General features: G+C 68.4%; 5 protein-coding genes. All 5 read left to right on the forward strand.

Going from position 1 to position 3791, the window contains the following annotated elements:
* Nucleotides 1-302, forward strand: a 302-nt coding sequence (locus ACE3P6_RS06560) for a terminase gpA endonuclease subunit (protein ID WP_374392941.1), incomplete at its 5' end; no start/stop codon positions are given.
* Nucleotide 303: 1 nt separating this feature from the next.
* The gene (locus ACE3P6_RS06565) at nt 304-519 is read left to right on the forward strand and encodes a phage head-tail joining protein (RefSeq protein ID WP_374392943.1); all 216 of its coding nucleotides are present in this window, start codon (nt 304-306) and stop codon (nt 517-519) included.
* Between the two features lie 3 nt (nt 520-522).
* Nucleotides 523-2043 carry a phage portal protein gene (locus ACE3P6_RS06570; RefSeq protein WP_374392946.1) on the forward strand — a complete coding sequence of 507 codons (1521 nt, stop codon included), beginning with the start codon at nt 523-525 and terminating at the stop codon, nt 2041-2043.
* Complete coding sequence (locus ACE3P6_RS06575; RefSeq protein ID WP_374392950.1) at nt 2043-3419, forward strand: S49 family peptidase; 1377 nt, start codon at nt 2043-2045, stop codon at nt 3417-3419. Before ACE3P6_RS06570 ends, ACE3P6_RS06575 begins: the two co-directional genes overlap by 1 nt.
* A gap of 36 nt (nt 3420-3455) precedes the next feature.
* Nucleotides 3456-3791, forward strand: a 336-nt coding sequence (locus tag ACE3P6_RS06580) for a head decoration protein (RefSeq protein WP_374392948.1), incomplete at its 3' end; no start/stop codon positions are given.

The following is a 3791-nucleotide window of genomic DNA, read 5'->3' on the forward strand; positions in this document are numbered from 1 at the left end:
AGCTGGTTACCGTGCGCAACAAGCGCGGCTATGCCCACCAGGAATGGCAGAAGATGCGCGAACGCAACGAGGCGCTGGACACCCGCGTCTATGCAAGGGCGGCGGCCTGGATCATGGGCGCTGATCGCTGGGACGAGGCGACCTGGCGGCGACTGGAGGCGCAGGCCGGGGTGGAAACCCGACCGGCGGCCGAGCCGGTCGCACCGGCTGAACCTGCGGAGCCGACTGCGCCCAAGGCGGGAACACCAACCACCCCGCGGCGCAAGCGTCGGGCCTACACACCGAGCATCATGAGGGGTTGAGATGGATCTGGAACGGATGCGCGCGCTTCTGGCCGCGCTGCAGGAGGCGCGCTACGCGGGCGTCCGCTCGGTCAGCTATGACGGCAAGACCATCACCTATGGCTCGGACGCGGAACTGGCCAACGCCATTGCCGATCTGGAGGGCCGGATCGCCACGATCACCACCGGCACCCCGCGCCGCCGCCGCTGGGGCACCGTCGCCTCGAAGGGTCTGTGATCCATGGGGTTTGACGCTTTCCGCCAGCGGCTCGGCTCGATCATCGGCGGGTTCGATGCGGCCCAAGCGCATCGTCGCCTGCGCGGGTTCCGGGCCAGCCGCGCCCATGTGAACACGCTGATCGCAGCTTCCGGCGACACGATCACCGCCCGGGCGCGCTGGCTGGTCCGGAACAACGGCTATGCAGCCAATGCTGTGGAAAGCTTCGCCAGCAATGTCGTTGGCGATGGCATCAAGCCGTCATCGACCATCGCCGATGCTGCCAGGAAGGAAGAACTGCAGGCGCTCTGGCTGGCCTGGACCGACGATGCCGACGCCGAGGGGCTGACCGATTTCTACGGGTTGCAGCGCCGGGCGGCGCGCGAAGTGTTCCTGTCGGGCGAAGTGTTCCTCCGCATCCGGCCCCGCCGCGCGGAAGACGGTCTGACCGTGCCCCTGCAACTGCAAATGCTGCCCGCGGAAATGCTGCCCTTGGACATGAACCGCACCTTGCCCGGCGCGGGGTTGATCCGCCAGGGCATCGAGTTCGACGGCATCGGTCGCCGTGTCGCCTATCACTTCCTGCGCCGCCACCCGGGCGACCTGACCGACCCCGGCCTCGCGGGCGAAACTGTCCGCGTCCCGGCCTCGGAGGTGATCCATGTCCTCGATCCGGTCGAGGCCGGACAGTTGCGTGGCGTGTCGCGCTTTGCCCCGGCCATCGTGAAATTGTTCACCCTCGACCTCTACGATGACGCCGAGCTGGAGCGGAAGAAGATCGCGGCGATGTTCGCGATGTTCATCACCTCGCCCGCCCCGGAAACCCCGTTGGACCCGGCCGAAGACGATCTGGAGGTGGAGCCCGGCCAGGTGGTCCGCCTCGATCCCGGCGAGGATGTCACCACCCCCGCCACGCCAGACTCGGGTGGCACCTATGAGCCCTTCCAGTACCGGACCCTCCTGCAGATCGGCGCGGCGCTGGGCGTGCCCTATGGTTACATGACCGGCGACACGGCCAAGGGGAACTTCTCCAACACCCGGATCGCGCTGGTGGATTTCCGGCGCCGCATCTCGGCCTTCCAGCATTCGGTCATGGTCTTCCAGCTCTGCCGGGCGGTCTGGGCGCACTGGATGGATGTGGCGGTGCTGTCGGGGGCCCTTGACCTGCCGGGCTATGACAGCCAGCGGCGGCAATACCAGGCCTGCGCCTGGCTGCCGACGAAATGGGACTGGGTCGATCCGATGAAGGATGCCTCAGCCGAGATCCTGCAGATCGAAGCGGGCCTGAAATCCCGCACGCAAGCCATCTCCGAGCGGGGCTACGACGCCGAACAGGTCGACCGGGAAATCGCCGCAGAACGCAAACGCGAAGCGGCGCTGGGTCTCGACTTCCGGCGGCCGGGATCCCCGGCGCAGGGACCGGGCCCGCAGAAAGCCGGTGCGATCAGTGACGGCAGCGATGGCGGCGCCCGGCCAGACGACACCGCAGACGGCGATCCGCCCGACGACTCCGACGAGAATCCCGATCCCAAGGAGGGCGCATGATGCATCACGCCCAGATCGCGCAGCGCGCCTTCAATACGCCTTTGATGGTCGATCCGGCCAAGGCGCTGGCTTTCCTGTCAGGGCTGGGCCCGCGCATTGCCGGGCAGGAGATCAGCTTTGCGGGGATCGACCTTCCTCAAGGGACTGTAGAACAGGCCGCCCTGCCCGCCCGGGCCTCGCTCTTTGGCAATGAGCTCGCCCAGCGTCACCAGCGCAACGGCACCCAGCCATTCGCTTTGATCGACGGCATCGCCGTCATCGAAATTGCAGGCACACTTGTGCACCGGGGCGCGTGGATCGGGCAATCTTCCGGATTGACCTCCTACGAGGGCATCGCCGCCCAACTGCAGGCTGCATTGGACGATCCCGGCGTGCGCGGCATCGCGCTCGACATCGACAGCTTCGGCGGCGAGGTCGCCGGGGCCTTCGATCTGGCCGACTGCATCCGGGCCGCCCGGGCGCAGAAGCCGGTGCAGGCCTTCGTGGCCGAACATGCGCTGTCGGCGGGTTATGCCCTCGCTTCCCAGGCCGATCGCATCGTCCTGCCCCGCACCGGCGCTGTCGGCAGTATCGGGGTCGTGGCGCTGCACAGCGACCTGAGCGGGGCGCTGGACCAGAAGGGTATCGCGGTCACGCTGATCCATGCCGGATCGCACAAGGTCGACGCCAATCCATATCAGCCGCTTCCGCAAGCCGTGCACGACCAGATGCAGCGCGAGCTGGAGGTGGTCCGCTTCCTCTTCGCCGAAACCGTCGCCGCCGGTCGCGGGGATCGGCTGACCCATGCGGCCGCGCTGGCCACTGAAGCCGCCGTGTTCCGTGGCACTGAGGCCGTCGTCGCCGGTCTCGCCGATGAAATCGCCGATCCGGTCACCGCCTTCCGCGCCTTCGCCGCCGCCCCGCGCGGCACAACCTCCCCCAGCAGAAAGGGTCCACAGATGACCGCCACGCCCACTGACCTCCCGAACCCGGCCGCCGAAACCGCGGCGACGGAAGCGCCCCGTCCGGGACCGTCCGCAACGACCACCGATCCGGTTCCCGCACCCACGACTGTCTCGGCATCGTCGGCGCCGGTTCCGCCAGCGGCCCCGACCCCGGTGCCCGAAGCCCACCCCAATCCCGACGCCATTCGCGCCGAGGCCGCTGAGGTGGCACAAGTCTGCGCCCAGGCTGCCCGGCTTGGGCTTCAGATCGACGCCGCCGATGCCGTCACCAAGGGCCTGAAACCCGACGCCCTGCGCGCCCGGGTGCTGGCCGATCTTGCCGCCCGCAGCGATGCAGCGGGCATCATCGCCACCGCCCCGGCCGCAGCTGCCGCGAAGGACAGCCCGCTCATCGCCGCCGCCCGCAAGGTCGCGGCCGAGGCCGCGCGCTGATCGCCGTCCCCATTTCATCAACCCGGAGACTGACACATGCCCGCGCTGACCCAACCGCCGAGCCCCGGCGATGTCCTCAAATACGAGGTCAACCCGAATTACACCCGAGAAACCGTCACCCTCCTGATGGGCCTGCCCTATCCGGTCGGCTCCGTGCTGGGGAAGATCACCGCCAGCGGCAAATACAAGCTGGCGACCAGCGGCGGCACCGATGGCGCGCAGACCGCCACGGCCGTGCTCATACATGCCGTCGATGCCACGCTCGCTGATGCTATTGGCATCGTCGTCGCCCGGGGCCCCTCCATCGTCTCCCGCGCCGCGCTCGCCTACGACGCCACCGTCGATGACGGCGCAAAGATCACCACCAAGCTC

The sequence above is a fragment of the Tabrizicola sp. genome, from assembly GCF_041911175.1.
GTDB lineage: Bacteria > Pseudomonadota > Alphaproteobacteria > Rhodobacterales > Rhodobacteraceae > Tabrizicola.

Excerpts from the sequence above, each read along its gene's own strand:
- ACE3P6_RS06570 (WP_374392946.1), top strand. The coding sequence starts at position 523 with ATGGGGTTTGACGCTTTCCGCCAGCGGCTCGGCTCGATCATCGGCGGG.
- ACE3P6_RS06565 (WP_374392943.1), top strand. The coding sequence starts at position 304 with ATGGATCTGGAACGGATGCGCGCGCTTCTGGCCGCGCTGCAGGAGGCG.
- ACE3P6_RS06575 (WP_374392950.1), top strand. The coding sequence starts at position 2,043 with ATGCATCACGCCCAGATCGCGCAGCGCGCCTTCAATACGCCTTTGATG.